Raw genomic sequence first — 26,967 nt, 5'->3', positions numbered from 1 at the left:
TTGTTTTGAAGTTAAATATATACTTTATCTTTACGTCATATCTCCGTGATGTTATTTGACTCTCATATTAAGGCAATATAAATGATGCAGTGCAGCATTGCCTATGGTTATCGAGTGGAGTTACGCGCATGGATGGGGCGACACACGCATCAGATCGCAGGGCCGGCATCGGCAAGGCGGCGATATCAGCTAACAGCGGCATTCATCTGAACAGCCGCATCGTCATCGACGACGAATTCCTTTCCTGCCGGTCGAGCGTCCGGCGTTTCCGGCGCGGCGAGATTATCGCCGGGGCCGGCGTCCTCGTCGATACGTTCGCGCGCGTGCATTCGGGGGTGGTCAGCGCAAGCACGATGCTGCCCGACGGCAGGGAATTCATCGTTGAGATCATTCCAAAATCCGGCCTCATCGGCGAGCTCGAGGTTCTGCGCAGGCAGACGTTGAACCTCGAATACCGCGCCGGTTCCGCCTGCGAACTGCATTTCTTCGAAGGCCGGCTGCTGCGCGACATGTACGCCAGCGATCCCTGTTTTCGTGAAAAGGTCTTCTCCAGGGCGCTGGCGCGTATTTCAGAGCTTGAACTTCGGATCATTGCGAATGCGGCGTCGAGCCTGCAGTCGAGGCTGGCCAGTACGCTGCTGCGGCTCTCCATTGTTTATGGAAAAGATGCGGCAAACAGCGGCGACGAACTGATCATCTCGCAAAATGATCTGGCCGCGACGCTGCCGGCGTCCCGCGAGAAGGTCAATCAATGCCTGCGGCGCCTGCGGGAAGGCAAGATCATCGACGGGGGCCAGGGTAAGATCCGCATCCTCAACCGCAAGGCGCTGGAGGCTTGTGCCAACGGCGCAGTTTCGGCGAAGTGATGCGCCCGTCGCTTCCAGAGGTCCTGCGATCCGCCGCAAGCGTCGGCCGGTTTCCCGGCCCCGGCATGACAAAGATCGATCGCGTGGTCATCATCGACGACTATTCAGTCGCCAGAGGCGGTGCGACGGCGCTGGCCGTGCTGTCCGCCAAGCTTTTTCGGGAACTCGACATCCCCGTGACTTATATTTGCGGGGATGACGCCTCCAATGCGGAGCTTGTCGCCCTCGGAGTCTCAATGGTCGGGCTGAACAGCCGCGACCTGCTCAGCGCCGAACGTGCGAAGGCTTTCGTGACCGGCATTCACAATGGCGCCGCCGTCCGTATGGTCGCAAACTGGATTGCCGCAAACGACACTGCCAATACCGTCTACCATGTGCATGGCTGGCACCAGATTCTGTCTCCTGCAATTTTCAGGGCGTTGCTGCCGGTCGCCAGACGCTGCGTGGTGCACGCGCATGATTTCTTCACGGCCTGCCCCAACGGCGCCTTCTTCGACTATCAGGCGCAGGAAATCTGCCTTCGACGCCCGCTCGGCGGAAGCTGCATTGCGACAGCCTGCGACAAGAGAAGTTATTCGCACAAATTGTGGCGGGCTGCCCGCGGCTCCAATATCCTCCGGCTGCTGAAGGATCGGGCCGATTTCGGCCGGATCATCCTGCTGCACGAGAAGATGGCAAGCTTCCTCGTCGGCGCCGGATATCGGCCCGAACGATTGACGACGATCCGCAATCCCGTCGCTCCCCTATCCATCAAACGCATCGAGGCGGAGACCAACGACGAGTTCGTCTTCATCGGGCGGTTGGACGAGGAGAAGGGCATAGAGGACGCCGTGGCCGCCACGCGCAAAGCCGGCGTTCGGCTCTGCGTGATCGGGGACGGGCCGCTGATGCCGCTGGTTGCGGCTTCGGGGGATCACGTCAGGGCCGTCGGCTGGCAGTCGCATGCGGAGATCGGCCCGACCATCCGCAAGGCGCGTGCATTGTTGATGCCGTCTCGCTATCCCGAGCCATTCGGCCTCGTCGCTATCGAAGCGGCCAGGAGCGGTCTGCCGGTCATCATGTCGCGCAGCGCCTTTCTTGCCGAAGAAATGCAAAGAGCCGGCATGGCGATCGCCTGCGATACGGCTGACGAAAGCGCCTTTGCCGATACGTTGACGAGATTTAGCCAAATGCCGAGCCATGAGGTCCGCGCCATGAGCGAGCAGGCTTTCCTGAAGTCGCCGGATCTCGCCTCGACACACGAGGAATGGCGCGACGCGCTTCTTTCCGAATACCACAGCCTGATTTCGACGAATGTGGTTTCCCAGCTGACAGACGGTGTGGCGATACAAGGAGTATTGAGTTGACCCTTAAGGCAACAACCTCTCTTCCCGACGCGAGGGCATTTCTCGGCGATGCGCCTGTCATGGCGAAAAGACGTGTCACTGAGGCTGGAAGCGCGAGCGATACCAAGCAGCTTCGTGTCGCCATCGTGCATTATTGGCTCGTTTCGATGCGCGGCGGCGAGAAGGTCGTCGAAGAGCTGTGCCGGATGTTTCCGCAGGCCGACATCTTCACCCTCGTCTGCAACCGCGATCGCATCAGCGATTTTCTGAAGACGCGGAACATCCGCACGTCCTTCTTGCAGAAGATCCCAGGCGCGCAACGGCATTATACCAAGATGCTGCCGCTGATGCCCTTCGCGCTCGAGCAGTTCGATCTGCAAGACTACGATCTTGTGCTGTCGAGCGAATCCGGACCCGCCAAGGGCATCATCACGCGCGCTGACGCGCTGCATGTCTGCTACTGCCACTCGCCGATGCGTTACATCTGGGATCAGTTCCATGTTTACCGGCATGGCCTGCCCTGGTTGGGTCGCGCCTTGATGTCGATCACCGCGCCCATGCTGCGCGCCTGGGACGTGACGACGTCCTCGCGGGTCGATGTGTTCGTCGCCAATTCCGATTATGTCGCAAGCCGCATCCGCCGCTTCTACGACCGGGAATCCATCGTCATCCATCCGCCCGTTGCGACGGACGATTTTGCGGTGGGCAAGGGGAAAGGCGAATTCTATCTCTATGCGGGACAGCTGACCACCTACAAGCGGCCGGATATTGCCGTTCGCGCCTGCACCGAGGCCGGGCGGAAGCTGGTCGTGATCGGCGAGGGAGAACAACTGGCCTATCTGAAGTCGATCGCCGGACCGACCGTTGAGTTTCTCGGCCATCAGCCCTTCAACGTTCTGCGCGACCATCTGTCGCGATGCCGCGCCCTGTTGTTTCCGGGCACGGAGGATTTCGGCATCCTTCCGGTGGAAGCCATGGCATCAGGGCGGCCGGTCCTGGCTTTCGACGCCGGCGGCGCCCGGGAAACCGTTTCCTCCCCGCATGTCGGTTTTCGCTTCGCGCAGCAGACCACGGAAGCTCTATTGGAAACAATGGCGGCGTTCGAAGAGGTGGAGGACGATATCGATCCGCATGCCATCCGCGCGCACTCGCTGAAATTCTCTTCCGCCGTGTTCCGCGACCGTCTGTCCAGCCTGATCGAGCAACAACTATCCACCCATGGCGACCGATCCGCCGAGGTCTTCAGAAGACGGGCGGGCTGAGGGCAAGGAACGGAGCTGCCTGTCTTGCTGCTGCGCCGAAACCGTCTCAATTCGCCGACGAGGAATAGAAAATAGATCATGTCAAGCGTATCTCAGAGGACGGCGACGGCGAGTATCTGGACCATCAGCGGAAAATTCCTGGCGCGACTGCTCGATTTCGTCAGCCTTCTGATCCTCGCAAGGCTTTTGAGCCCAGCGGATTTCGGCCTTGTCGCCATCGCGACGTCGGTTCTGGTCATCGTCGAGACAATCCTGGACCTGCCGCTGACGCAGGCCCTGATGCGCCAGCCGTCGCCTTCGGACGATATGTTTGCCACCGCCCTTACCCTCAGCCTGCTTCGAGGCGTGGCCATCAGCACACTGATGATGATCGTCTCCTGGCCGATGGCTTTGATCTATGACGATTCCCGGCTTTTCTCTCTTGTCGCCGTGCTCTCCATAGCGCCCGCCATGCGCAGCGTGATCAGCCCGCGCATGGTTCTCTTCATGCAGCGGTTCGATTTCAAACGCGAGTTCGCACTCGACCTTATCACCAAGGGGTCGACACTGCTGTTCGGGGTCGGGGTGGCGGTCGCGACTGGCAGCTATTGGGGACTGGCGATCGGCGCGGTTGCAGGCCCGACCGCCGCGGCGATCACCTCCTATGTCTTTGCGCCGATGCGACCGAGGTTCAGCCTTTCCGAGTGGAAGCACTTTCAGGACATGATCAGCTGGAACACCGTCTCGCAGGTGCTGAGTTCGATCAACTGGCAACTGGACCGGCTGCTTTTGCCGCGTTTTACCGGCTTGTCGACGTTCGGCGCCTTCAGCGTCGCCGACAATATCGCCGCTATTCCATACCAGACCTTCGTCGGGCCATTGTTGCGTCCGCTGATGGCGGCATTCTCGACCGTCGATGACCGTCGTAATCTGATCGCTGCCTATCTGAAGGCGACGAACGCGATCACCTTCGTGGCAGCGCCCATCCTCATCGCGCTCGCCCTTCTTGCCGAGCCGGCCGTGCGGATTATCGTCGGCGAGAAATGGGCATCCGCCGCGCCGATTCTGCAATGGCTGTGCATCGTCAGTCTGCTCGGTCTTCCGACGAATATGATGCCGCCATTGGCTATGGTCCTGAACAAGACCCGCTATCTCGCTCTCCGGATGTTTGCCGAGTTCGCCGTCAGGGTTCCGGTCACCATCCTGGGCATTGTCTATTTTCAGGTGGCAGGAGCATTGGGCGCGCGGATCGTGGCGGTGCTGGTCGCCTATGCCGCATCGCTGATTATCACGCGACGGCTGATCGGCGCGACGGTTGCCGCTCAGTTGCACGCCTTTTTACGGCCTCTGGCCGCGAGCTTGCCGATGATCGCTTTCCTGCTGTGGATCGAGCCGATGCTCTCCGTCATGCCTGTCGGCCTCAACCTTGTCGTCAGCCTGGCGCTTTGCGGCGGGGCGGCGGTCGCGATCTTCTGGGCCTTCGCTTTGCTGCTGTGGCAGATTCTGGGAAGGCCCGACGGCATCGAGACCATCGTCGTCCAAAGGCTCACGCCGCGACGAAACGGAGTTGTCACCTTTTGATCGAGACAAGTGTCGTCCAACGATTGGTTTGGCGTTTTCGGAGGAGCAGAATGCGTTACGGAATATCTTCTAAGGCACTGGGTTTGCTCATCGTTCTCGGTCTGGGGGCGTTGCCCGGCCGGCCGAGTGTGGCCCAGCAACCACTCAATATCAATGCGTACCAGCTGACGTTCGAGGAGAGTTTCGACAGTCTCGACGTTTCGGCCTGGGGAGAGAGAAGCTCCCGCTGGATCGCCCATACGCCCTGGAACGGCGATTTCGGTGACGCCCGTTTCACCGATCCGGCCCCCGGCTTTCCGTTTACCACCGATCAGGGAATTCTGAAGATCGAGGCGCGCAAGGAGGCCGATGGAACCTGGCGATCGGGCCTGTTGTCGTCGGTGAACCCGAAAGGCGAAGGGTTCTCGCAGCAATTCGGTTATTTCGAAGCACGGATGAAGCTGCCGCCGGGCAAGGGAGTCTGGCCAGCCTTCTGGCTCATCGGGCTCGATCGGTCGAAATACACCGCCGAAATCGACGTCCTGGAATATTATGGGCGCGCGCCCTACGAATTCAGCATGGGCTTCCATATCTGGCGTCAGAGCCAGGGCGGCCAGAACACCACTGGTGGCCATTGGCAAACCGTCCAGGACGGAATTCTGAACAGCGAATATCATACCTACGGCGTCGATATCCAAGCTGACAAGACGAGCTTTTATCTCGACCGTCAGTTCATCTGGAGCTTCGACACGCCGAAGGAGTTCCACATGCCGTTCTATCCGCTGGTGAACCTGGCACTCGGCTCGGGTTGGCCGATCGATGAAACGCCCAATCCTTCCATCCTGCTTGTCGACTATATTCACGTCTACCAGCGGAAGCCCACCGACGCGGCAAATTGAACAGCCGACGGGATAGCCGTTCCGTCGCTAAAGCGCGTCGCGATCTTTCAGATTCGCTCCTCGCGCTTTAGGTCCTTGTTTTTACGCATGTCGTTGTCGCAAAACCGCTGCACACTTTTGCGCGACATGCTCTAGCGGCCGCAGCTGAGGCCGGTTTGCGGGTCGAAGAGATGCATTGCTTCCTCGTCGAAAAAGAGGGTGAGCTTTTCATTGTCGCGGATTGGCGTGCGTGGTGGCAGGCAGGCCATCAGGCGCTGATTTCCGGCAAGGGCGGTGACGACGAGTTCCGGGCCGGTCAGCTCTGCGACTTCAAGGATTGCCTCGATCGACGGGCCGGTGCCGTCTGTGCGAAGCGCCTCGGGACGAATGCCGAGGATAAAGTCGCGGCCATTGCCGGCCGTCTCGCGGAAACGAGCGGGCAGGGGCAGGCTGACATCGGAGCCTGAAAGCGCCAGGCGACCGTCACGTGCCGTTGCCTTCAGCAGGTTCATCGGCGGCGCGCCGACGAAGGTCGCGACATAGAGCGTTGCCGGATGGTTGTAGATCTCCTCCGGCGTGCCCAGCTGCTCGATGCGGCCGTCGCGCATGACGGCGATGCGGCTTGCAAGCGTCATCGCCTCGATCTGGTCATGGGTGACATAGACGACCGTGGTCTTCAGCATCTGATGCAGCCGCTTGATCTCGGTGCGCATCTCCATGCGCAGCTTGGCGTCAAGGTTGGAGAGCGGCTCGTCGAAGAGGAATACCTCCGGCTTGCGCACCAGCGCACGGCCGATCGCGACGCGCTGGCGCTGGCCGCCGGAAAGCTGGCTCGGCTTGCGGTCGAGGAGGTTTTCGATCTGCAGGAGCTTTGCGGCGTCGCGCACGGCATTGTCGCGCTCCGGCGCAGGCACCTTGCGCATTTCCAGGCCGAAGCCGATGTTCCGGTGCACCGTCAGATTGGGATAGAGCGCGTAGGATTGAAAGACCATGGCGATATCGCGGTCCTTCGGATGCACGCTGAGCACCGAGCGGCCGCCGATCCTGACCTCGCCGCTCGTCGCCTCGGCAAGGCCGGCGATGATGTTCAGCAGGGTGGACTTGCCGCAGCCGGAGGAGCCGAGCAGCACCAGGAATTCGCCGCTTTCCAATGAGATGTCGATGCCTTTCAGCGTCTCGACGTCGCCATAGGTCTTGCGGATATTCTGAATTTCGAGCGCGCTCATCGCACAGGCTCCTCGGGAGATGACGGGCCGCCATAGTTGCGGGGAAGGGTGGATATGGCGCGCGAGGCGACTGCGGTTCCCGCCTCCAGACAAGAAATCAGCGGCTCATCGCTTGCGAGCGCGGCAAGGAAGGCGGCGTTGAAGACATCGCCGGCGCCGATCGTATCGACGACCTCGACAACGGGTGCCGTCACCGAAACCAACAGGCCGTCCGGCCCGATCGCGAGAGCGCCGTCCGGGCCGCGCTTGACGACGATGATCGCACCCTCCGGCATATGCGACCTGATGTGACGGGCCGCCTCGACCGGATCGGCAATGCCGGCAAGTGTCGTTGATTCGACCTCGTTCAGCAGCGCGATACCGCTGCGGGAGAGCCATGCGCGTGTCGCTGCGCAATTCTCGTCTGTCCAGCCGTCGAGTGGCCAGCCGGTATCGAGCGCGACGGTGATGCCATGGCTGTCGGCCCAGTCAAAGAAGGCGTCATAATCCGCTGTCAGGTCATCGGTCAGGAACGAGCCGCAGAGAAGGGCGTAGCCGCCCTGCAGCCTGGCACCCTCGATGACGGCGAAGACATCTGCCAGGCTGAAACGCGGCAGGTGGCCTTTTGTCGTGAAGAAGGTTCGCTCGCCGTCCGGATGGGTGATGCCGACGGAGAGCGTCGTTTTCTCCGGACGTACCGGCCACTTGTCGGAACGGTGGCCGAAGGCTTCGCTCAGCCAGCGGCCGAACTGGTCACTGCCGATATTGGCGGAGATCTCGAATTCGACGCCAAGCGCTTGCCAGGCGAGCGCGCTGTTGCCGGCGGCTCCGCCAACCCGTAACTCGTCATGATCGACGATGATTTCCGTCCCGGCCTTCGGCCAGGGGGCGGCCGGTCCGAGGATGAGGTCGATGTTGACGTTGCCGATGACTGCAAGCGGCCGCATTCATTCGCTCCGGGTGATCTTGGTGGATCGGACCGGCGTTCCGGCATTTTCCACGCGGGCATCGGCAAAGGCGATCATCAGCCGCTGGGCGACCGGCAGCATGGCGAAGATCGCGGCAAGGCCGGTTGCCGGGGCAAAGCGGATCGTCACCGCGCCGGCGACCGCCGCTTCGCCCGAGGCGTCGAAAAGGATGACGGGGGCGCCGGTCTCGACAGCGGATGTCGCCATTGCCGTCACCAGGCCGGCCGTCTCGTCGAAGCCACGGAACAGCACGACGCCGATCTCCGGCCCCAGCATTTCCATCGGCCCGTGGCGCAACTGGCCGCCTTCGAGCGAGAAGCAGGGACGGCGCGACAGTTCCGTCAATCCGAGCGCCAGCGCCTCGGCGATACCCTGCAGCCGGCGGCCTGACGTGACGATGGTCGCGACATTTTCGAGGGCGGTGAGCGCGGCGGCGATGTCATGGTCTTCCGGCGTTTTGAGGGCGGCAATCGCGGCGTCTGGATCGTCACCGAGGGTGGCGAGGATTGCCAGATGCAGGGCGAAGGTCACCGTCAGGCTCCGGGTCGCGGCGAAGGCAAGCTCGGTGCCGCCGGTGCCGATGAGTGACGGGGCGGCGCTTGCGAGGAAGGAGCTGCCTTCGAGTGTCAGGCCGAAGGTCTCCTCGGTGCCGCCGGTTTCGTTGAACCAGCGCACGACCTCGGCGCTTTCGCCGGATTGCGAGGTGACGAAGATCGTCCTACCGGCGATCGGCAGCGGCTGGCCGAGCTGCTCGGACAGCGGCATGGCGACGGTATCAATGCCGAGGGCACGGTAGAGTGGCTCGACGGCGCGGTTGACGGCATGCGAACCGCCCATGCCGATGAGCAATAGCCGCCCGGTCCGCTTCAGCGAGGCGGCGGCCCTCGTGGCCATCGGCTGGGCCGCTTCATAGGAGGAGATCGCATCGGCATGCTGGCGGGCCATTTCGCGATCGATCGCGGCAAGTCCGGCCGGCCGGGGTCTTTCTGCTGTCATGTTCATCCCTTGACGCCGCCGCTGGTGAGCCCCGAAATCAGGGCGCGTTGCATGACAAGACCGATCAGCACCGGGGGCAGGGCGGCGAGCACGCCTGCCGTCGCGATCAATCCGTAATCGGAAACGCGGCCGCCGGCGAGATCGGCGATGGCGACGGTCAGCGTCTTGGCGCGCTGGTCCGAGGTGAAGAGCAGCGCATAGAAGAATTCATCCCAGGCAAGCAGGAAGGCAAAGAGGCTCGACGTCGCCATCACGGGGGCGGCGAGCGGCAGCGTGATGATCCTCAACGTCTGGAACAGGCCGGCGCCGTCGATCATCGCCGCGGATTCGATCTCGCGCGGGATGGAATCGAAGCCCGATTTCATCAACCAGGTGGTGAAGGGCGCGAGAATTGTCAGATAGACGAGGGCGAGGCCGAAGACGTTGTTCAGCATGCCGAGATGGGAGAGGCCCATATAGAGCGGCACGGCGAGCGCCACCGGCGGCAACATGTAGGTGGCGATCACCATCGATAGCGACCAGCCGACCGAAGGTGTGCGCGACACAGCCCAGCCGGCCGGAATGGCGAGCGCGATGGCGGCGATCGTCGCCATGCCCGCCACCTCGATGCTGTTGCGCAGCGACGAGGTGAAGGCGGCGCCGGCGCTGTTTTCGATCGTCGAGAGCAGTACGCCGTAGCGAGAGAAATCCACCGTCTGCGGCCACCAGCGCAGCGGCTTTGCGGCAAGGTCGGCGGCCGGCGAGATGCTCATGATGAACAGCCACAGGATCGGCGCCAGGATGACGGCGGCAAGCAACAGCGCGCAGAGATGAATGAAGACAGAAAAGAGCGGGCTCTGGCGTTCCATCAGGCCGCACTCCCGGCGGTCTTGCGCATCAGAGCGGCGTAGGCGGCAGCAAGCAGCGTCACCAGCAGCGTGACGATCAATGCCAGCGATGCGCCCGAACCTGCCCGCTGGAAGGAGAAGGCTTCCTGATAGACGAGGATCGACAGCGTGCGCGTGCTGTTGGCCGGGCCGCCGCGGGTCATGACCCAGATGATGTCGAAGACCTTGAAGGCTTCGATCGTGCGCAGCACCAGGGCCACCATCAGCGGGCCGGCGAGATAGGGCAGGATGACGAAGCGGAAGCGAGCGAAAGCGCCGGCGCCGTCGACCAGCGAGGCGGCGGTGATGTCGCGCGGCACGGCCTGGAGTGCGGCCAGTGCGATCAGCGCCACCAGCGGGAAATTCTTCCAGCAGTCGGCGACGATGAGGGCCGCCAGCGCCGTGCCCGGTTCGCCGAGCCAGGAGCGGTAGGCCTCCAGCAGTCCGAGTTGGGTCAGCGCGGCGTTTAGCGCGCCGTATTCGGGATTGTAGATCAACCGCCAGAGTGTGGCGTTGACGACGGTCGGCAGTGCCCAGGGCAGGATCATCAGGGCGCGCAGCGCGGTGCGGCCGCGAAACTGCTGGTTCAGCAGCAGGGCTGCCAGAACGCCGATCGCCATTTCGGCGGCGACCGAGACGATCGCGAACCATGCGGTGGTGATCAGCGTGCGCTGGAAATTCGAGCCGGAGATCATCTTCGCGTAATTGTCGATGCCGACGAAGTTTCCTTCGGTGCCGACGAGCTTGGCATCGGTGAAGGAGAGGCCGACGGTATCGATCAGAGGCCAGCCGATGACTGATATCATGACCACGAGAAGCGGCAGCATCAAAAGCCACGCGCGCGTTGTCAGCCAAGTGCCCGACATCAAGGCGACCCTTCTTCATTATCGGTTTGGAGACCGGGCGACGGCGGGCGCCGCCCGGGGTTTCATGGCTTAATCAGAGGCCGCTATTGTCGGCCGCCGACTTCAGCGCATCTTCGGGAGAGGACTGGCCGAGCAGCGATTCCTGGATCGCCTGTTGCAGCGCGGTCGAGAGCTCCTGATATTTCGGCGTCGTCGGACGCGGATACATCGCGGCAAGGCCGATCTTGGCGGCGGAGATCAATTCTTCCTGGCCCTTGGTGACGGCCGGATCCTCATAGGAGGACGCCCAGATCGGCAGGCTGAGCTTGGCATAGGCATTCTGCGTCGCCTGCGAGGTCATGAAGGTGATGTATTTCCAGGCCTCATCAGGATGCTTGCTGGCCGAGGTGATGCCGAGGCCCATCGAGCCGTTGACGGCCGAAGCCTCGCTTTTGCCGGCAACACCCGGCGCCGGCACGACGCCGACCTTGCCTGCGACCTTGCTGTCCTTCGGATCGTTGGCCATGTTGTACATGTAGGTCCAGTTCAGCGCGAAGGCGGCATCGCCGTTTTCGAAGACCTTACGGACGTCCTCTTCGAGGAATTCCTTGGAGTTCGGATTGGTGAGGCCCGAGGAATAGCTGGAGACCATGTATTTCAGTGCATCGAGGCCACCGCCGGTCTGGAAGGCCGGCTTGCCGTCCTTCAGGAAATCGCCGCCATAGGCGCTGACGAGCGTGGTGTAATCGCAGATCGCGGCTTCGGCCTGCGACCAGCTCCAGGCGATCGGCGTGGCGAGCAGGCCCTTGTCCTTGATGGTCTTTGCCTGTTCGGTCAGCTCGTCCCAGGTCTTGGGCGGGGCCTTGATGCCGGCCTTTTCGAGGATCTCCTTGTTGTAGAACAAGTATTTGGTGTCGAGGATCCACGGCATGCCGTAATATTTGCTATCATATTGCACGGTGGTCCAGGCGCCCGGCAGCACACCTTTCTTCATTTCGTCGGTGACGCGAGAGGAGACGTCGACCAGCACCTTGTTGGTGGCGTATTCGGCCGGCCAGATGACGTCGAACAGGACAACGTCGTAACCGCCGCCGGAACCCTGTGCCAGCACCGTCTTGTCGTGCAGGCCTTCATAGGGAACGAATTCGAGATTGACCTTGATATCGGGGTTCGCCTTGGCGAAGGCGTCGGTCATGGCGCGCACATCGGCCTCGCTATAGGCGGCCTGCGCCATGAAAAGCGCGTTCAGCGTCGTTTCGGCGAAAGCATGCGGCGCAAGGGATGCGCCGATCAAGGCCGCACCCAGAAGCGTCTTGTTAAAGGATTTCAGCATTGCAGCCTCCAGTTTTTGACATTTACGCATTGCCGAGGGCGGTCCTCCGCCATCGGTGTTCGAGAAAGCACGCGCGGAAAGCGTGCCGGTTCGTCGTCTCGGAGCGTCGTTGGAGCCGTTGCCCGCCTCCTGCGTTCCCTGGAACTCTCCGGTTCCTCATTAAGTCAAGTGTATTGACTTATTACTTCTTCAACATTCTATTGGAGTCAAGAGGGAATTGCACATGAATGACAGCCGCCCGATCCGGGCCAAGAGCGGCACCAATCACGAAGGCACCAGCGCACATAACCGGCGCGTGATGATCGATGCCCTGAGGATCAACGGCGCGCTTTCACGCGCCGATCTGGCGCGGGCGACGCGGCTGACCAAGCAGACGGTGTCCAATATCATCGAGGAACTCGAGCGCGACGGTCTCGTCAGTTCGCAGGAGGCGGTGAGAAGGGGCAGGGGCCAGCCCTCGACACCCTATGGCCTAGTGCCCGAGGGCGCCTTTGCGATCGGCCTGCAGATCGACCGGCATGTGACGCGGGCGGTCGCCGTCGATCTCGTCGGCAGTGTTCTCGTGCGTGATGAGGCCGGGCTACCACCTGGAGGTCCGTCGAATGGGACGAAGGTCATCCTCGACCTCGTCGCCGGCATACGCTCAAAGCTTGCCGGGGTCGTCCAGCAGTCGGAAAAGCGGCTGGTTGGCCTCGGCGCCGCCATGCCTGGGCCTTTCGGGGTTGCCGGCAGCGGTGACGATCCTTGGATGATGGAGGCCTGGCAGAAATTTCCGTTGTTGGAAACGCTGACCGCCGGCACCGGGCTCGATGTCGGCCTGCAGAACGATGCGGCGGCGGCGGCGACCGCCGAGCGCATGGTGGGAGTTGCCCACGGCCTCGACCACGCCGTCTGCCTCTTCGTCGGCTATGGCATCGGCGCCGGCCTCATTCTGAACGGCGAACTCTACCGCGGCACCAACGGCAATGCCGGCGAGATCGGCATGGCGCTGCTGTTTGCCGACGGCAAATCGACGCCGCTCGAACATCGCGCCTCGCTCGCCTCGCTCTATCAGCATCTATCGGTCGATCCCGCCGACCCTCATCTCCACGCACGTATCAACGATCTTGCCTTGAGAGGCGATCAAAGCATCGACGCCTGGGTTGAGGCGGCCGCTGTGGACCTGCGCTGGAGCATCCATCTCATCGAGACGCTGTTCGATCCGCAGACCGTCATCCTCTGCGGCAGCGCGCCGGAAGCGCTGGTGAACAGGTTGATTGCGGCAATCGGCCCATTGCTGCCCTCGATCGCCGAACGTAGTGGCCGGACGCTGCCGCGCCTGCAGTCCGGCATGGCCGATCCCTGGTCGGTGGCGCTTGGCGCTGCGGCCGGACCGATCAGCCGTGCGTTCGATCCGCGTTTTGCTGCAATTTTGAAGGATTCCCTTTGATTTGGAGGCTGAAACCGGGCGTTGCACAGCAGTGTAAGGGCAAAATGCGGCTGTTTTGCAAGTTTCGTTCCAACTGGGCGCGCGAATAAAGGCGCTTCTTTCCAATATAATTGAACATTAAACGCGTTCTAAAATTGCGTTTATTTTAATGTAGATATATAGTATTTCAAATACATTTGAGATCTCTACAAAATTTCTTTAAATATTTCCCGAAATGTTACGAATAATGATTGTATGACTGCTTTGTGACAACTGGAATTGGAACATTTCATGTCATGTAATATTCATTGGCGGCGGCAATTTGAACCAGCTAATAGGGCGTGCGCTGAAAGTGCGCGTCCTTTTACGTTCGAGGTTCTCATGCAAGCCAAGCTTCTCGGCGCCGTTGGCGCCCTTCTCGCTACAGCGTTTCTTGCTGGTCCCGCTGCCGCCGCCGATAAGACCAAGATTGACTTCTGGTTCGGCAATTCCGGTGACATCGCAAAGCGTGTCCAGGAGCAGTGCGATCGCTTCAACCAGTCGCAGGCCGACTACGAAGTCGTCTGCACCAGCCAGGGCAGCTACGACGCGTCCCTTCAGAACACCATTGCTGCCTTCCGCGCCGGCAAGCAGCCGACCATCGCCCAGGTCTCCGACGCCGGCACCCTCGACATCATGCTCTCCGGCGCCTACTACCCGGCCAACAAGCTGATGACCGACATGGGCTACACCGTCGACTGGAAGGACTACTTCTCCGGTATCTCCGGCTACTACGCGACATCGAAGGGCGAGATGTACTCCTTCCCCTTCAACTCCTCGACCGCTCTTCTCTATTGGAACAAGGACGCCTTCGCCAAGATCGGCAAGGATCATGCCCCGGCGACCTGGAAGGAAGCAGGCGAGGACCTCAAGGCTCTGAAGGATGCGGGCTATGCTTGCCCGCTCGGCTTTGACATCTCCAACAACGAAGTCTGGCAGTACATCGAGCAGTTCGAAGCCGTCAACGGCGAAGCGATCGCCACGAAGAAGAACGGCTTTGAAGGTCTCGACGCCGAGCTGGTGTTCAACAAGAACCCGCTTCTCGTCAGCTACATCAAGGACCTCAAGTCCTGGTACGACGACAAGCTGGTCGTCATCAAGAACAAGGCTGTCGGCCAGACCTTCGTCGAAGCCTTTGCCGCTGGCGATTGCCAGGTCATCCTGACCTCCGTCGGCGACCACGGCAACGTTGGCCGTACCGCCAAGCAAGGCATGAACTGGGACGTTGCCATGCTGCCGACCTACGGCGACGCAACCCGTCACAGCTCTTATGTCGGCGGCGCTTCGCTCTGGGTTCTGCAGGGTCACTCCGACGCCGAATACAAGGCTGCTGCCGCGTTCTTCAACTTCATCGCAAAGCCGGAAGAAGCTCTTACCTGGTCGACCGTTACCGGCTACATCCCGGTTCGCAACTCCGGTTTCGAATATCTGAATAAGCAGGGCTTCTACGGCAAGGCGCCTTATGCCGGCCGCGAACTCGCCATTCAGAGCCTGACCGCTTCGCCGGCTGGCGACGCGGCTCCGCAGGGCATCCGCCTCGGTGGCCTGCTGCAGGTCCGCACCGAAATCGCCAATGGTCTGCAGGCAATCTTCGTCAACAATGCCGATGTCCAGGCTTCGCTCGACAGTGCCGCCGAACGCGGCAATACGCTCCTGCGTCGCTTCCAGCAGACCTACAAGAACGTTCAGCTCCCCTGATCGGCTGATATGAGCCGCACCCGGCCCGCATTTTGCGCGCCGGGTGCGTCTTTGTAAGTTCTTTATTCGGCCGCGGATGCGAGCTCGCCGCCCGCGCCTAAAGCGCGCCACAATCTTTCAGGTTCGCTCCTGGCGCTTTAGATCTATATTTTTACGCATGTCGCTACAGCAAAACTGCTGCACAGTTTTGCGCGACATGCTTTAAACCAAACCAGGACGAAAACGGCCACTCATGGAAAAGCGCGTCACTTTCTCCTCGACGACGATCGGACTGCTCTTCGCATTTCCGATGCTGTTGCTGATCTTCGTCTTCTTCTACTGGCCGAGCGCGCAGGCGCTGTATTGGGCGTTCACGCTCGAGCAGCCATGGGGCGGCGGTAATGCCTGGGTCGGTTTCGACAATTTCAGACAGCTGCTCACCGATCCTGTTTATTGGGACTCGATCACCCGCAGCATGATCTTCGGCTTCAGCTCGACGGCCATCGCCATGGGGCTGGCGCTGATCCTGGCGCTTTTGACGGATCGTGAACTGCGCGGCCACAAAGTCTACCGCTCAGTCTTCATCTGGCCTTATGCAATTGCCGCTCCCGCTCTCGGCCTCGCCTTCCGCTTCATCCTGGCGCCGGAGGCCGGCCTTCTGTCGGTTATCAACCACGTCTGGCCCGGCCTCTGGAACCCCGCACTCGACGGCAAGGACGCGATGATCGCCGTCATTGTCGCCTTCTCCTGGAAATATATCGGCTACAACTTCATCTTCTTCCTCTCGGCGCTGCAAGGCATTCCGCGCTCGCTGATCGAGGCCGCCGCAATGGACGGTTCGGGACCGATGCGCCGTATCTGGGATATCCAGCTGCCCCTGCTGACGCCGACGCTGTTCTTCCTGCTCGTCATCAACATCACCGAGAGCTTCCAGGATTCCTTCGGTATCGTCGACATCATGACGCAGGGCGGCCCGGCGCGTGCCACCGAGCTCATGGTCTACAAGATCTATTTCGACGGCTTCAGAGGTCTCGACTATTCGGGCGCCGCAGCGCAGTCCATCATCCTGATGGTGCTGGTTGTCCTACTCACCATCTTCCAGTTCCGCTTCATCGAGCGGCGGGTGCACTACAAGTGAGGTCGCGGACATGATCGAACGCACGCCGATATTCAACTTCATCTGCTATAGCCTTCTCGCGCTCGGTATGGTGATCGCGCTTTTGCCTTTCGCCATCGTCATCATCGCGTCGACGCTTGATCTGGAGACGGTCAATCGCGTGCCGCTGCCGCTGACGCCGGGCTCGCATTTCTGGGAAAACGCTGAGACCGCCTGGGTTCGCGCCGATCTCGGCAACAAGCTGTTCCACAGCATCATCTTCGCCGCAACCGTCGGCGCCGGCAAGGTCATGCTGTCTTCCATGGCAGCCTTCTCGATCGTCTACTTCCGCTTCCGTGGCCGGTATGTGATTTTCTGGATCATCTTCATCACGCTGATGCTGCCGCTGGAAGTCCGCATCGTGCCGACCTATTCGATCGCGGCCAACGCCCTGCAGCCTTTCCAGACGATCCTCGACGTCACCGGCATAAGCTGGCTCGTTGCGCAGATCACCGGCATCCAGATCAAGCTCGAATGGGGTCTGCTGAATTCCTATCCCGGTCTCGTTTTGCCGCTGGTCGCAACCGCGACCGGTACCTTCCTCTACCGGCAGTTCTACCTGACGGTTCCGGACGAGCTTGCCGAGGCCTCGAAGATGGACGGATCAGGCCCGGTCCGGTTCTTCTGGGACATTCTGCTGCCGCTCTCTCGCCCAAATATGATCGCGCTCTTCACCATCATGTTCGTCTGGGCCTGGAACCAGTATCTCTGGCCGCTGCTGATCACCACCGATCCGAATTTCGGCATCGCCGTGACGCAGCTCAAGACCCTCATCCCGTCCGAATTCGGTCTGCCCGACTGGAACGTCGCCATGGCCGGAACCCTGATCATCATGTCGCCGCCATTGATCCTCGTCATTCTGATGCAGCGCTGGTTCGTACGCGGCCTTATCTCCACCGAGAAGTGAAGGAGTATTCCCTTGGCACCGATCTCCATTCGTGGCGTGAAGAAAAACTACGGCAAGACCCCCGTCGTTCACGGCGTCGATCTCGACATCCAGTCGGGCGAGTTCATCGTCATCCTCGGCCCATCCGGCTGCGGCAAGTCCACGCTGCTGCGCATGATCGCCGGCCTCGAGGAAATCACCGGTGGTGAAATCGCCATTGACGGCCGCGTCGTCAACCAGCTGGAGCCGCGAGAGCGCGGCTGTGCCATGGTGTTCCAGAACTATGCGCTTTATCCGCATATGAGCGTTGCCGAGAATATCGGCTACGCATTGAAGGTGGCCGGTGTCTCGAAGGCAGAGCGGAGCCGGCGCATCGGCGAGGTCGCCAAGGCGCTCAGCCTCGAACCCTTCCTCGAACGCCGGCCGGCCGCTCTTTCCGGCGGTCAGCGCCAGCGCGTCGCCATGGGCCGGGCGATGATCCGCGAGCCGAAGGTGTTTCTCTTCGACGAACCGCTGTCGAACCTTGACGCCAAGCTGCGCATTGCCATGCGCGCTGAAATCCGCCGCCTGCACCGCCGCCTCGGGGCCACTTCGATCTTCGTCACGCATGACCAGACCGAGGCGATGACGCTGGCCGATCGGCTGGTGGTAATGAACGGCGGCAGGGTGGAGCAGGTCGGCACGCCCGAAGAGGTCTATCATCATCCGGTCTCGCGCTTCGTTGCGGGCTTCGTCGGCACGCCGGCGATGAACCTGCTCGAGGGCACGATCAATGACGAGGGCGTCTTCGTCTACGATCAGAGCCGCATGGTGGCGCTGCCACGCGAGCGCGCCGCACCGCTGAAAGGCAAACGCGTCGTGCTCGGCATGCGTGCCGAGGCCGCCCGGCTGGTGGCCCCGGATGCGCCAGGCGCCTTGGTAGCAACGACCGATTTCATCGAAGAGCTCGGCGCAAGCCGCATCGTCCACGCCGATTTCGACGGGCTACCCTTTGCCGTGGCGCTGACTGAGGCCGTGAAGGTGAAGTCGGGCGATCCGATCGGCATCGCGATCGATTACGACCAGATCCACCTCTATGCCGCCGATACCGGCCGGATCATCGAGAAGCCTGTTATGAACAGCGCAGGCGTCGTCCACGCCTAAAGCGGTCTGCGACGTTCCTTTGCTATGATCTTGGCAGAGCGTTCGGCGGCTGAGGATGTCAGCCGCTTGCTCGACGGTGAATTGCTCTAACGGTGGATCGGGTCGATCCAAGCGACGTCTTCCGGCTTTTCGACCGGCTCGATGTCGAGGTTGACGACGACCGGTTCCTGACCTGATCGGACGAGCACGCATTCCAGCGTCTCGTCGCGGCTGGCGTTGATCTCCTGATGCGGCACATAGGGCGGAACATAGATGAAGTCGCCGGGGCCGGCCTCCGCGGTATACTCCAGATGCTCGCCCCAGCGCATGCGGGCCTTGCCCTTGACCACGTAGATGATGCTTTCGAGATCGCCGTGATGATGGGCGCCGGTCTTGGCGTTGGCATGGATCGTCACCGTGCCGGCCCAGATCTTCTCGGCCCCGGCGCGCGCATTGTTGATCGCGGTCGCGCGGTTCATGCCTGGCGTCTGCGCGGTGTTCGGATCGAGCGAATTGCCGGGAATGACCTTGACGCCATGTTCCCGCCAGTCGACGTGATGATGCTCGTGGTCGTCGCCCATGCCTTGCCTCCACCTTCGATCTGAGCAGTCTAGGCGGGCGTCGAGCAGCGGCCAAGTGGATTCACGGCTGCCCGGGGTTTCATGAGTGCGCCTGCAAGCGTTCTCGATGACTGCCGGATGCTGATATATCTGATTGGCACGAACATGCCGGCTGGTCGCCCCAGGCGGAATAGTTTTTGTCGAAAGTCGGAAAAGCTAGACGAAGTTGGACTGCACAATATGTCGGCACCTCGATAGCTTCTTTGCACAACGAAAGAGCCGAGCCGATGAGCCACCTCCCGCAGATCGATTACGACACCGCCTCGGAAGAGGTTCGTGCGGCGCATGACGAGGAAGTCAGGCTGCGCGGGCGCATGACCAACATGAAGCGGACGCTACTGCACTCGCCGGCCGCTCACCGCATCTATGCCGAATGGTTCACGCTGCGCGCCGAGCTCGATCCCGCCATCAGCGACCGGGAAATCTGGATCTTCTCGCATGCGATCTCGAAGGCGGCGAAATCGAAGATCGCCATCACCTTCTTTCGCCGGGCGCTGATCAACAAGGGTTTCGATCCTGACGCGCTGGAGCTTTCCGAAGAGGAGGCGCTGCTGGACGCTTTCGGTAAGGCGATCGTTACCGATTCCAACGCCGTTCCCGCCGAAATCTGGGCGAAGCTGAAACAGCGCTACGAAACCAAGGTGCTCGTCGATCTCGTCGCCTTTGCCGGCATCATGCTTGCCACCGCCGTCTTCAACAATGTCGTCGAGGTCGATTTCGACCCCGAGCTTGAAGCTTTTGCCGAAGGCAACAGTTCATCCGCATCCTGAATTTCAAAGATCATTTGAGGGAGTCAATCATGTCTATCATCACCACGCGCTCGCGCCTGCTCGGGACCGTTTTCGGTCTTGCGCTGGTTTTAGGCGCAACCGTCGCACAGGCCGAGACGCCGGCCAATGTTCTCGTCGTCGCGCAGTCGATCGACGACGCCGTCAGTTTCGACCCGGCCGAAGGCTTCGAGCTCACCACCGTGCAGTCCTTCAACAATCTCTATCAGCGACTCGTCCAGTCGAACCGCGAGGATGGCACCAAGATCGAGCCGGCGCTCGCCGCTTCCTGGGAAGCGGGCAGCGATGGCAAGAGCCTGACCTTCGCGCTCACTGACGCCAAGTTTTCTTCCGACAATCCGGTGCGTCCCGAAGACGTGGTCTTCTCGCTGACTCGCGCCGTGAAGCTCAACAAGTCGCCGGCCTTCATCCTCAACGAACTCGGCTGGACGGCCGACAATGTCGATACTGCGGTCACCAAGGTCGACGACACGCATGTGAAGCTCACCTGGAGCGCCGATGTCGGTTCGGGCTTCGCGCTGTCACTGCTGACGGCGCCGATCGCTTCCGTCGTCGACGAGAAGACAGTTGCCGCGGAAGCCAAGGACAATGATTTCGGCAATGCCTGGCTGAAGGTCAATTCGGCCGGCAGCGGTGCCTATACGATCGCCACCTACACGCCGCACGAAGCGCTCGTGCTGCAGGCGAATGCGAATTCCTCCGACAAGCCGAAGCTCGAAAGCGTCATCATCCGCAATGTGCCCGATGTCGGCGCCCGCCGCCTGCTCGTCGAGCAAGGCGATGCCGATATCGCACGCGGCCTCTCGGCCGACCAGATCGATGCGTTGAAGGGCAAGAGCGGCATCAAGGTCCTCTCGGTCCCGTCTGCCCGCACCGATTATATCCTGCTCAACAGCAAGGCGAACGAGACGCTCGGCAAGCCGGCCTTCTGGGAAGCGGCGCGTTACCTCGTCGATTACGACGGCATTACCAAGAACCTGCTGCGTGGCCAGAGCAATGTGCACCAGGCCTTCCTGCCGGTCGGCTTCCCCGGCGCGCTGACGGACAATCCGTTCAAGCTCGACGTCGAGAAGGCGAAGAAGATCCTCGCCGACGCCGGCATCAAGACGCCGTTCAAGGTTGAATTCATCGTCTTCAACGACCAGCCGTTCCTGTCGATCGCGCAGTCGCTGCAGTCGACCTTCGCCCAGGCAGGCATCGATCTCGACATCCAGCCGGGTGTTGCGAGCGACATCTATGCCCGCGGCCGTTCCGGCAAGTTCGAGATGACGCTGCGCTACTGGATCCCGGATTATTTTGATCCGCATTCCAATGCCAGCGCCTTTGCGATCAACCGCGACAACTCCACCAACACGGCCGCCAAATATGCCGGCTGGGTGATCCCGGAGCTGACCGACGAGACGCTTGCCGCCGTTAAGGAGCAGGATGCCGCCAAGCGCGTTTCGCTCTATCAAGACCTGCAGAAGAAGATCCAGGCAAGCTCGCCCTTCGTTTTCATGCTTCAGGGCAATGACCAGGTCGTGCTAAGCGACAAGGTGAAGAACTACGCCCAGGGCCTGAACGCCGATCAGGTCTATTATGACAAGGTTGAAAAATAAGTGCCGCAGACGGCAACACCTTTGACTGCCGACACCAACGACTCCCGCCAGAGCAGACGCTGGCGGGAGTTGTCTTTCGTCCGGCTACTTCTCAAGTGGCTCTGGTCCTTTGCGCTGACTCTGTTCGGCCTGGCGCTCGTCACCTTCACCATGACGCGGCTGTCGCCGATCGATCCAGCGCTGCAGCTCGTCGGCGATCACGCGAGCCAGTCGACCTACGAGGCTGCGCGTGTCGAACTCGGGCTCGATCAGCCGCTGCCGGTGCAGTTCGTGCGTTATCTCGAAACGGCACTCTCCGGCAATTTCGGCCAGTCGATCTCGACAGGCCAGCCGGTGGCGAAAGATATCGCCCGCACCTTTCCGGCGACGATTGAGCTTGCGACCGCAGCGATCATCCTTGGTGCTGCCATCGGCCTTGCGCTCGGTATTGCGGCCGCCATGCGGCAGGGCACATGGGTGGATAGCGCTGCCCGCTTCGTGTCGCTGTTCGGTTATTCCGTGCCGATCTTCTGGCTCGGGCTGCTGATGCTTCTACTCTTCTATGCCCGCCTGCACTGGGCACCAGGGCCTGGCCGGGCGGACGTCGTCTTTCAGTACACGGTCAAGCCGATCTCCGGCTTTGCGCTGATCGATACATGGATGTCCGGCAAGACAGGTGCCTTCAGGGACGCGTTGGCGCATCTGGCGCTGCCGGCGATCGTGCTCGCCTTCCATGCGCTTGCCGCGATCTCGCGGCTGACGCGGGCGGCGATCCTCACCGAGCTCGGACAGGAATATGTGACGACGGCGCGCGCCAAGGGCGCCAGCCTCCGGCGCATTACCTTCATCCACATCATGCCCAATATAGCGGGCACGCTGCTGACCTTGATCGCGCTTTCCTATGCGAGCCTGCTCGAAGGCGCGGTGCTGACCGAGACCGTCTTTGCCTGGCCGGGCATCGGCCGTTACCTCACGACGGCGATGTTTGCCGGCGACATGCCGGCGATCCTCGGCGCCACACTCGTCGTCGGCGCGTCCTTCGTGCTGCTCAATGCGCTGACCGATCTCGGCGTCTCGCGCCTCGATGCGGGGAGGCGGCGATGAGCGTGATCGTGCATGCTCCGGTCGGCGGGCCGTCCTTCCTCAAGCACATGCTGCGCTCACCCTCGGCGGCGGCCGGTCTTATCGTCGTTGCCGTCATCCTGCTTGCCGCACTTCTTGCGCCAGTAATCGCCCCTTACGACCCCAACCTGCAGGAAACCGCCAACCGGTTGATGCCGCCGACCTCGGCGCATTGGTTCGGCACCGATGCCTTTGGCCGGGATATACTGTCGCGGCTGATCTATGGCGCGCGGCCGACCCTGCTGCTGGTGCTTGTCGTCGTTCTGCTGATGGCGCCGCTCGGCATCGTCGTCGGCATTCTCGCCGGTTTCTTCGGCGGGCTGACCGAACGCCTGTTGATGCGCGTCACCGATATCGTCATGTCCTTCCCGCGCCTGTTGCTCGCCTTTGCCTTCGTCGCCATCATGGGACCGGGCCTGATCAACGGCGCGCTGGCGCTGGCGCTGACAAGCTGGCCCGCCTATGCCCGGCAGGCCCGCGTCGAGACAGCGGCCCTGCGGCGCAGCGATTATCTTGCCGCCGCCGAAATGGTCGGTATCAAGGGTGTCCGGCTGCTCTGGGGGCATATCTTGCCGCTGGTGCTGCCATCCGCCATCATCCGGCTGGCGCTCGATCTCTCCGGCATCATCCTCGCTGCCGCCGGCCTCGGCTTTCTTGGCCTCGGCGTGCGTCCGCCAACGGCGGAATGGGGATCTATGGTTTCGGAAGGAACGCAGGTGATCTTCGATCAATGGTGGGTGGCGGCGGTGCCGGGTCTTGCAATCTTCATCACGTCATTCGCTTTCAACCTGCTTGCCGACGGGCTGCGCGATATCCTGGATCCGCGCCATGACTGAGCCGCTTCTTTCCGTCGAGGATCTGACAATTTCCTTTCCCTCCGAGGCCGGCCTTCTCCGCGTCGTCGAGGGCATCTCCTTTGCCATCGGCCGCGAGGTGGTGGCGCTCGTCGGCGAATCCGGTTCCGGCAAATCGATGACCGGCCGTGCGATCATGGGCTTGCTGCCGCGCCAGGCGGATATCCGGGCAAGGCGGCTGGAGTTCGACGGGCAGGATCTCACAGCACTTTCGCCCGCGGGCTGGAACAGGCTGCGCGGCGCCGGCATCGGTCTCATCCTGCAGGATCCGAAATATTCGCTGAACCCGGCACACCGGATCGGTCGGCAGGTTGAGGAGGCATTGCTGCTGCACACCCGGCTTACGGCCGTCGAACGGCGCGACCGCGCGCTCGATATGCTTGACAAGGTTGGGCTGCCCGATCCGAAGCGGGTCTATTCGAGTTATCCCGCAGCGCTTTCCGGCGGCATGGGACAGCGTGCGATGATCGCCGCCATGCTGATCAACCGCCCGAAGCTGCTGATTGCGGACGAACCCACCTCGGCGCTCGATCGCGGGCTGCAGGATCAGATCCTGACGCTGCTGCGTTCGCTGACTGAAGAGCTCGGCATGGGGCTGCTGTTGATCAGCCACGATCTGCAGCAGGTTTCGCGCTATGCCGACCGGGTGATGGTGATGCGGCAGGGAAGGATCGAGGAGGAGATGGCATCGGCCGATCTCGCCAATGCCAGATCCGCCTATACGAGGGCGCTCTGGGCGGCACGGCCTTCGGCTTCCACCTACGGCACGCATCTGCCGGTCTATGGAGAAGGGCCGTGATCGCGCTTTCCCTGGATAATCTATCCGTGACCTTTCAAGGCGGCGGCAAAGGCTTTACCGCCGTGCGGGATGCCAGCTTCACAGTTACATCAGGCGAGACCTTCGGGCTGATCGGCCCTTCCGGCTGCGGCAAGACGACCGTTCTGCGCGCCGTCGCCGGATTGAATACCGGCTGGCAGGGCGCAATCAGCGTGTTCGACGAGCGGCTGCATCCGGGCCGGAAGATCACCGGCGCGCTGCGCGCCAATATCCAGATGGTGTTCCAGGATCCTTATTCCTCGCTGCATCCCCGTCACCGTATCTCGCATATCCTGGGCGAACCGCTGTCGCTGCGCGGCATTGCCGGCGTCGAGGCGGCGGTGCGCACGGCGCTCGACCAGGTCGGCCTGTCGGCTGCGATAGCCGGGCGCTACCCGCATCAGCTTTCCGGCGGCCAACGCCAGCGTGTCGCTATCGCAAGGGCGCTGCTGCTGAAGCCGAAGCTGTTGCTGCTCGACGAGCCGACTTCGGCGCTCGATGTTTCTGTACAGGCGGAGATCCTCAATCTGCTCAACGATCTCAAGGCCTTGCATGGCATGACCTTCGTACTCGTCAGCCACGACCCTGGCGTCGTCGCCCATATGTGCGACCGTGCCGTGATTATGCAGGCGGGCCGTATCGAAAGCCTGCTCGACCGGGCCGCGCTATCTGGAAACGGTTGGGTCGAGCAGTTGAGCGTTCGCTGAGTTTCAGCCGAGCGGCAGGATCAGCACGTCGCGGGCCGGTACGACGATGCCGCCGTCACTGACATAGTCGATGGGCCAGGTCGCCTTGCCCCGCGCAAGAGTTCCCTCAGCCAGAGTCACCTCGGTATTCTGCGCCGTTCTCGTCGGATTGACGAGCCAGAGGAAGCTGCCCTTTTCGCCTTTGTGAACCCGGGCAAAAAGGGCGGCATTCGACAGCGTCACATGGCGCTTCTTCCCACTCCATCTCAATAGCTCAGCGAAGAAGGCGCCGTTCGCCTTCCCCTGTGTGCGGTAATAGGCAACGGAAGGGTTGGTGCCGATCAGCAGCGTGCGGCCTTTGCTATAGGTGTTTTCGACGACGGCAAGACGGCCGTCGGTGAAATGGCCGCGCCCGTTCCCGCCAGCCAGCCGGTAGGATTGCAGGAAGCCGCCGCCGTCGACGGCTGCACCATCCAGATCGAAATGGATGCGGTCGCCGATATCGGGCATGAATTCGACTTCCTCCTCGCGCGCGCCGAAGACCTCGTCGAGGCCCATGTTCGGCTGCACGGGGCCGACATGGCCGCGATCGCCGAAATAGCCGGGGCATGCCTCAGCAATCAGCGTGCCGCCGTTTTCGACCCAGTCTTTCAGACGCTTCGCCTGCTCTGATGTGAACATGATCGGATAGGGGAAATAGAGGAAATCATAGGCCGCGATGTCGTCGATATGCACCCAGTCCGGCTGCACGCCATTTTCGAGGAAAGCACGATAGGCCCCCCACATGGCTTCGGGATAAGGTTTCTCCCTGCGGTCGTGGTTCAGTAGGTAATCGAACTCCTGGGTTTCGCGAACGACAAGGATGCCGACTTCGCCGCGCAGGGGCTTTGCCTCCCAGAGGGGGCCTTGCGCCTTGTCGTTTGCCCATTTCGCCATGGCGCTTGCCATGTCGGAGCGCGGCGTGCGCGAGCCGTCCATGCCGTAGGAGCCGAAGGCGCCGAAGAGCGGACCGTCGAGCAGCGGGCGCCAGCGCAGATTGATCACGCCGCGGGCGCCGCCGGCAAGCGAGGTCATGCTCCAGAGACGGATGTCCTCGGGCTCGGCGACGCGGCCGTCTTCCTTGTCGCGGCCGATCACCTGCGGCTGCAGCCAGAGCGGCCCGCCCTGGCGTTCGGCATGCCAGAACGGTTTGCCGCGGGCGGCGGCACGGTTGATGTCGACGCCGTACCAGTTCTTCCAGGCTTCCGACCCCTTGCGGGCCTGGATCCAGGTGAAGCCGTAAACCTCGACCTTGGATGCGGCGAGCCAGTCGTCGCAGCCGTTGGCCGCCATGTTGGGAATTGCGCCGGATATGCCGTGGGCAACGATGGTGTTCTTCTGGTCGACGGCGCGGATGGTGTCGATGCGCCATTGCATCTGGTCGTAGAAATTGTCGCGCTTGAACTGCAGCCAATCGATGCATTCGGGGTAGGGCGCCATGTGCACCGGCGGCTCGATATCGTCCCATTCGGCAAAGCTGTAGCGGTACCAGGCTTTCGCCAGGATCTTCAGGCTGCCGTACTTCTTCTCCAGCCATTTGCGAAAGGCTGATTTGGCATAGGGGCTGTAATCGACATCGGCGGAATAGTTGCACTCGTTCCAGACGTCATAGCCATAGATCGCCGGATGATCCTTGTAGCGGGTGGCGAGCGCGGTCAAGAACTTCCCGGCGGCTTCCTTCACTTCGGGGCAGTTCAGCGTCAGGGCGCCGGCGCCGCCACCATTGTTGGAGAAGCCGCCGGTCGCCGACGAGACGCCCATATAGGAACCGAGTTTGGTGCCGTCGGCATTGACCTGCAGCGCATGAGCATATTTGCGCACTGCCCAGTCCGGCACGGCATGGATCAATTCGGCGATGACGGTCTTGATGCCGTTTGCAGCGGCAAGGTCCATCTGACGGTCGTATTCCTCCCAATCGTAGACGCCGGGGGCGGTTTCGATCGCGCTCCACATGAACCAGTGGCGGAAGATGTTGAGGCCGTCCTGCCCGGCGGTGGCGTAGTCGCGTTCCCAATCTTCGCGGGGCGGGTTGGACTTGCGGAAATAGACGGCGCCGTAGGGCAGCTGGATATCTTTGTTGAGCATTTTCCTGT

General features: G+C 61.7%; 24 protein-coding genes. 16 read left to right on the top strand and 8 right to left on the bottom strand.

What is annotated here, in order from left to right; genetic code table 11:
- The first annotated feature begins 128 nt into the window (after positions 1-128).
- The 5 genes from ACM5SV_RS34735 (at position 129) to ACM5SV_RS34715 (ending at position 5,891) form a co-directional block, all read left to right on the top strand.
- The gene (locus tag ACM5SV_RS34735) at positions 129-866 is read left to right on the top strand and encodes a Crp/Fnr family transcriptional regulator (protein ID WP_017995021.1); all 738 of its coding nucleotides are present in this window, start codon (positions 129-131) and stop codon (positions 864-866) included.
- The gene (locus tag ACM5SV_RS34730) at positions 863-2,212 is read left to right on the top strand and encodes a glycosyltransferase family 4 protein (protein WP_017995020.1); all 1,350 of its coding nucleotides are present in this window, start codon (positions 863-865) and stop codon (positions 2,210-2,212) included. Before ACM5SV_RS34735 ends, ACM5SV_RS34730 begins: the two co-directional genes overlap by 4 nt.
- Positions 2,209-3,453: a glycosyltransferase family 4 protein gene (locus ACM5SV_RS34725; RefSeq protein WP_017995019.1), complete on the top strand. Its 1,245-nt coding sequence runs from the start codon at positions 2,209-2,211 to the stop codon at positions 3,451-3,453. The genes ACM5SV_RS34730 and ACM5SV_RS34725 overlap by 4 nt, the downstream gene beginning before the upstream one ends.
- A gap of 78 nt (positions 3,454-3,531) precedes the next feature.
- On the top strand, positions 3,532-5,013 hold the full coding sequence (locus ACM5SV_RS34720; RefSeq protein WP_221990240.1) for a lipopolysaccharide biosynthesis protein: 1,482 nt from the start codon (positions 3,532-3,534) through the stop codon (positions 5,011-5,013).
- A 50-nt stretch (positions 5,014-5,063) separates the two neighbouring features.
- Positions 5,064-5,891 carry a glycoside hydrolase family 16 protein gene (locus ACM5SV_RS34715; protein WP_130673032.1) on the top strand — a complete coding sequence of 276 codons (828 nt, stop codon included), beginning with the start codon at positions 5,064-5,066 and terminating at the stop codon, positions 5,889-5,891.
- 131 nt (positions 5,892-6,022) lie between these two features.
- Here the strand turns inward: ACM5SV_RS34715 and ACM5SV_RS34710 are convergent, their stop codons facing one another.
- From ACM5SV_RS34710 to ACM5SV_RS34685, 6 genes are all read right to left on the bottom strand, one after another.
- Positions 6,023-7,096, bottom strand: coding sequence for an ABC transporter ATP-binding protein (locus ACM5SV_RS34710; RefSeq protein WP_222015823.1), 1,074 nt, complete (start codon positions 7,094-7,096; stop codon positions 6,023-6,025).
- Positions 7,093-8,022, bottom strand: coding sequence for a PfkB family carbohydrate kinase (locus tag ACM5SV_RS34705; RefSeq protein WP_221990238.1), 930 nt, complete (start codon positions 8,020-8,022; stop codon positions 7,093-7,095). The genes ACM5SV_RS34710 and ACM5SV_RS34705 overlap by 4 nt, the downstream gene beginning before the upstream one ends.
- Positions 8,023-9,045, bottom strand: a complete 1,023-nt coding sequence (locus ACM5SV_RS34700; RefSeq protein ID WP_017995015.1) for an SIS domain-containing protein — start codon at positions 9,043-9,045, stop codon at positions 8,023-8,025.
- Positions 9,042-9,887 (bottom strand): carbohydrate ABC transporter permease, encoded by an 846-nt coding sequence (locus ACM5SV_RS34695; protein WP_012758755.1) that lies wholly within the window; start codon positions 9,885-9,887, stop codon positions 9,042-9,044. Before ACM5SV_RS34695 ends, ACM5SV_RS34700 begins: the two co-directional genes overlap by 4 nt.
- Entirely contained in the window at positions 9,887-10,771 is an 885-nt protein-coding gene (locus ACM5SV_RS34690) for a carbohydrate ABC transporter permease (protein ID WP_222015824.1), read from the bottom strand. Before ACM5SV_RS34690 ends, ACM5SV_RS34695 begins: the two co-directional genes overlap by 1 nt.
- A gap of 73 nt (positions 10,772-10,844) precedes the next feature.
- Positions 10,845-12,083: an extracellular solute-binding protein gene (locus tag ACM5SV_RS34685; protein ID WP_130744956.1), complete on the bottom strand. Its 1,239-nt coding sequence runs from the start codon at positions 12,081-12,083 to the stop codon at positions 10,845-10,847.
- 223 nt (positions 12,084-12,306) lie between these two features.
- Here ACM5SV_RS34685 and ACM5SV_RS34680 point away from each other — a divergent pair, with 223 nt between their 5' ends.
- From ACM5SV_RS34680 to ACM5SV_RS34660, 5 genes are all read left to right on the top strand, one after another.
- The gene (locus ACM5SV_RS34680) at positions 12,307-13,512 is read left to right on the top strand and encodes an ROK family transcriptional regulator (RefSeq protein WP_012758752.1); all 1,206 of its coding nucleotides are present in this window, start codon (positions 12,307-12,309) and stop codon (positions 13,510-13,512) included.
- A 360-nt stretch (positions 13,513-13,872) separates the two neighbouring features.
- Positions 13,873-15,228 carry an extracellular solute-binding protein gene (locus tag ACM5SV_RS34675; protein ID WP_003542468.1) on the top strand — a complete coding sequence of 452 codons (1,356 nt, stop codon included), beginning with the start codon at positions 13,873-13,875 and terminating at the stop codon, positions 15,226-15,228.
- Between the two features lie 232 nt (positions 15,229-15,460).
- Positions 15,461-16,345: a carbohydrate ABC transporter permease gene (locus tag ACM5SV_RS34670; RefSeq protein WP_012758750.1), complete on the top strand. Its 885-nt coding sequence runs from the start codon at positions 15,461-15,463 to the stop codon at positions 16,343-16,345.
- 10 nt (positions 16,346-16,355) lie between these two features.
- Positions 16,356-17,270, top strand: a complete 915-nt coding sequence (locus ACM5SV_RS34665; protein WP_017995013.1) for an ABC transporter permease subunit — start codon at positions 16,356-16,358, stop codon at positions 17,268-17,270.
- A gap of 12 nt (positions 17,271-17,282) precedes the next feature.
- Complete coding sequence (locus ACM5SV_RS34660; protein ID WP_012758748.1) at positions 17,283-18,392, top strand: sn-glycerol-3-phosphate import ATP-binding protein UgpC; 1,110 nt, start codon at positions 17,283-17,285, stop codon at positions 18,390-18,392.
- An 86-nt stretch (positions 18,393-18,478) separates the two neighbouring features.
- Here ACM5SV_RS34660 and ACM5SV_RS34655 read toward each other — a convergent pair whose 3' ends face one another.
- On the bottom strand, positions 18,479-18,952 hold the full coding sequence (locus tag ACM5SV_RS34655) for a cupin domain-containing protein (protein WP_003542461.1): 474 nt from the start codon (positions 18,950-18,952) through the stop codon (positions 18,479-18,481).
- Positions 18,953-19,218: 266 nt separating this feature from the next.
- On the opposite strand from ACM5SV_RS34655, the gene ACM5SV_RS34650 reads away from it, so the two are divergent.
- From ACM5SV_RS34650 to ACM5SV_RS34625, 6 genes are read left to right on the top strand one after another with little or no spacing between them, the layout of a single operon-like run.
- The gene (locus ACM5SV_RS34650) at positions 19,219-19,761 is read left to right on the top strand and encodes a hypothetical protein (protein ID WP_003562034.1); all 543 of its coding nucleotides are present in this window, start codon (positions 19,219-19,221) and stop codon (positions 19,759-19,761) included.
- Positions 19,762-19,790: 29 nt separating this feature from the next.
- Positions 19,791-21,377: an ABC transporter substrate-binding protein gene (locus ACM5SV_RS34645; protein WP_222015825.1), complete on the top strand. Its 1,587-nt coding sequence runs from the start codon at positions 19,791-19,793 to the stop codon at positions 21,375-21,377.
- Entirely contained in the window at positions 21,378-22,460 is a 1,083-nt protein-coding gene (locus ACM5SV_RS34640) for an ABC transporter permease (RefSeq protein WP_419425494.1), read from the top strand.
- On the top strand, positions 22,457-23,314 hold the full coding sequence (locus tag ACM5SV_RS34635; protein ID WP_222015827.1) for an ABC transporter permease: 858 nt from the start codon (positions 22,457-22,459) through the stop codon (positions 23,312-23,314). Before ACM5SV_RS34640 ends, ACM5SV_RS34635 begins: the two co-directional genes overlap by 4 nt.
- The gene (locus ACM5SV_RS34630; protein WP_222015828.1) at positions 23,307-24,131 is read left to right on the top strand and encodes an ATP-binding cassette domain-containing protein; all 825 of its coding nucleotides are present in this window, start codon (positions 23,307-23,309) and stop codon (positions 24,129-24,131) included. The genes ACM5SV_RS34635 and ACM5SV_RS34630 overlap by 8 nt, the downstream gene beginning before the upstream one ends.
- Positions 24,128-24,856 (top strand): ABC transporter ATP-binding protein, encoded by a 729-nt coding sequence (locus tag ACM5SV_RS34625; RefSeq protein ID WP_222015829.1) that lies wholly within the window; start codon positions 24,128-24,130, stop codon positions 24,854-24,856. Before ACM5SV_RS34630 ends, ACM5SV_RS34625 begins: the two co-directional genes overlap by 4 nt.
- A gap of 3 nt (positions 24,857-24,859) precedes the next feature.
- Here the strand turns inward: ACM5SV_RS34625 and ACM5SV_RS34620 are convergent, their stop codons facing one another.
- Positions 24,860-26,959: a beta-galactosidase gene (locus tag ACM5SV_RS34620; protein ID WP_222015830.1), complete on the bottom strand. Its 2,100-nt coding sequence runs from the start codon at positions 26,957-26,959 to the stop codon at positions 24,860-24,862.
- Positions 26,960-26,967 lie beyond the last annotated feature (8 nt).

It is taken from the genome of Rhizobium sp. CRRU65, from assembly GCF_048551595.1.
Classification (GTDB): domain Bacteria; phylum Pseudomonadota; class Alphaproteobacteria; order Rhizobiales; family Rhizobiaceae; genus Rhizobium; species Rhizobium leguminosarum_J.
Note: the sequence above shows the minus strand (reverse complement) of the source record. Positions and strands in the feature narration are given on the sequence as shown.

What these genes read in the sequence shown, in the direction of transcription:
- ACM5SV_RS34735 (WP_017995021.1), top strand. Translation starts at nt 129, where the DNA reads ATGGATGGGGCGACACACGCATCAGATCGCAGGGCCGGCATCGGCAAG.
- ACM5SV_RS34720 (WP_221990240.1), top strand. Translation starts at nt 3,532, where the DNA reads ATGTCAAGCGTATCTCAGAGGACGGCGACGGCGAGTATCTGGACCATC.
- ACM5SV_RS34715 (WP_130673032.1), top strand. Translation starts at nt 5,064, where the DNA reads ATGCGTTACGGAATATCTTCTAAGGCACTGGGTTTGCTCATCGTTCTC.
- ACM5SV_RS34710 (WP_222015823.1), bottom strand. Translation starts at nt 7,096, where the DNA reads ATGAGCGCGCTCGAAATTCAGAATATCCGCAAGACCTATGGCGACGTC.
- ACM5SV_RS34705 (WP_221990238.1), bottom strand. Translation starts at nt 8,022, where the DNA reads ATGCGGCCGCTTGCAGTCATCGGCAACGTCAACATCGACCTCATCCTC.
- ACM5SV_RS34700 (WP_017995015.1), bottom strand. Translation starts at nt 9,045, where the DNA reads ATGAACATGACAGCAGAAAGACCCCGGCCGGCCGGACTTGCCGCGATC.
- ACM5SV_RS34695 (WP_012758755.1), bottom strand. Translation starts at nt 9,887, where the DNA reads ATGGAACGCCAGAGCCCGCTCTTTTCTGTCTTCATTCATCTCTGCGCG.
- ACM5SV_RS34690 (WP_222015824.1), bottom strand. Translation starts at nt 10,771, where the DNA reads ATGTCGGGCACTTGGCTGACAACGCGCGCGTGGCTTTTGATGCTGCCG.
- ACM5SV_RS34685 (WP_130744956.1), bottom strand. Translation starts at nt 12,083, where the DNA reads ATGCTGAAATCCTTTAACAAGACGCTTCTGGGTGCGGCCTTGATCGGC.
- ACM5SV_RS34680 (WP_012758752.1), top strand. Translation starts at nt 12,307, where the DNA reads ATGAATGACAGCCGCCCGATCCGGGCCAAGAGCGGCACCAATCACGAA.
- ACM5SV_RS34675 (WP_003542468.1), top strand. Translation starts at nt 13,873, where the DNA reads ATGCAAGCCAAGCTTCTCGGCGCCGTTGGCGCCCTTCTCGCTACAGCG.
- ACM5SV_RS34670 (WP_012758750.1), top strand. Translation starts at nt 15,461, where the DNA reads ATGGAAAAGCGCGTCACTTTCTCCTCGACGACGATCGGACTGCTCTTC.
- ACM5SV_RS34665 (WP_017995013.1), top strand. Translation starts at nt 16,356, where the DNA reads ATGATCGAACGCACGCCGATATTCAACTTCATCTGCTATAGCCTTCTC.
- ACM5SV_RS34655 (WP_003542461.1), bottom strand. Translation starts at nt 18,952, where the DNA reads ATGGGCGACGACCACGAGCATCATCACGTCGACTGGCGGGAACATGGC.
- ACM5SV_RS34650 (WP_003562034.1), top strand. Translation starts at nt 19,219, where the DNA reads ATGAGCCACCTCCCGCAGATCGATTACGACACCGCCTCGGAAGAGGTT.
- ACM5SV_RS34645 (WP_222015825.1), top strand. Translation starts at nt 19,791, where the DNA reads ATGTCTATCATCACCACGCGCTCGCGCCTGCTCGGGACCGTTTTCGGT.
- ACM5SV_RS34635 (WP_222015827.1), top strand. Translation starts at nt 22,457, where the DNA reads ATGAGCGTGATCGTGCATGCTCCGGTCGGCGGGCCGTCCTTCCTCAAG.
- ACM5SV_RS34630 (WP_222015828.1), top strand. Translation starts at nt 23,307, where the DNA reads ATGACTGAGCCGCTTCTTTCCGTCGAGGATCTGACAATTTCCTTTCCC.
- ACM5SV_RS34620 (WP_222015830.1), bottom strand. Translation starts at nt 26,959, where the DNA reads ATGCTCAACAAAGATATCCAGCTGCCCTACGGCGCCGTCTATTTCCGC.